Here is an 874-nt window from a genome sequence, read left to right as displayed (position 1 = left end):
TCGGCTGGCAGATTGCAGGAGCACGTTCGATGGAACAGCGCCGGTCGTCGCAGAGCTTCAAGCGTAAGGAACTGGTCGGCAAGCTTGATCCTGTCGGGGTGCGCGCCTTCAAGGCCGCGGCCGATAGCGCCAAGCTGCGCGGCAATCCTTACGTCGAACTCGTTCACTTCATCGAGCAGCTGGTGCTTTCCGACCGCTCCGATGTGCAAATGATAATCGCCGATGCGGGACTGGATGCCAGCCGGCTCACGGCAGATATGACCCGTGCCGTCGACAAGTTGCCCTATGGCGCAACCTCGATCGAGGAATTCTCCGATCATATCTTTCATGCAATCCAGGAAGCCTGGAACCTCGCGACGCTGGAGTTCGGCGTCGAGGAAGTCCGCAGCGCCCATATTCTGCTTTCCTGCCTGAAAACCCCGGTTCTGGAAGGCCTGCTGTCGAAGATCAGCGGCGAGTTCGACAAGATCGACGCCGATGCGGTTGTCGCGCGGTTCGCCGATGTCGTGGAAGGTTCGCTCGAAGGCGGCGCAGCCATCGCGGTTCCCGCGGCTGAAACGCCGAAGCGGACCATGGGCGGAGATTCGGCCTTGGCGAAATTCGCCACCGATCTGACCCAACGCGCCCGCGAGGGCAAGATCGATCCGGTCGTCGGCCGCGATCCGGAGATCCGGCAGATAGTCGACATCCTGATGCGGCGTCGGCAAAACAACCCGATCCTGACCGGCGAGGCCGGGGTCGGCAAGACGGCGGTCGTTGAGGGCTTTGCCTTGCGTATCGCTCAGGGCGATGTGCCGCCCACGCTGCAAGGCGTCAGCGTGCGCATGCTCGATGTCGGATTGATGCAGGCGGGCGCCAGCGTGAAGGGCGAATT

General features: G+C 62.5%; 1 pseudogene. It reads left to right on the top strand.

Going from position 1 to position 874, the window contains the following annotated elements:
* Positions 1-29: 29 nt before the first annotated feature.
* Positions 30-874: pseudogene (locus EOA22_RS35505) on the top strand (type VI secretion system ATPase TssH); the annotation flags it as partial.

The sequence above is a fragment of the Mesorhizobium sp. M7A.F.Ca.US.014.04.1.1 genome (assembly GCF_003998745.1).
Taxonomy (GTDB): Bacteria; Pseudomonadota; Alphaproteobacteria; order Rhizobiales; family Rhizobiaceae; genus Mesorhizobium; species Mesorhizobium ciceri.
Note: the sequence above shows the minus strand (reverse complement) of the source record. Positions and strands in the feature narration are given on the sequence as shown.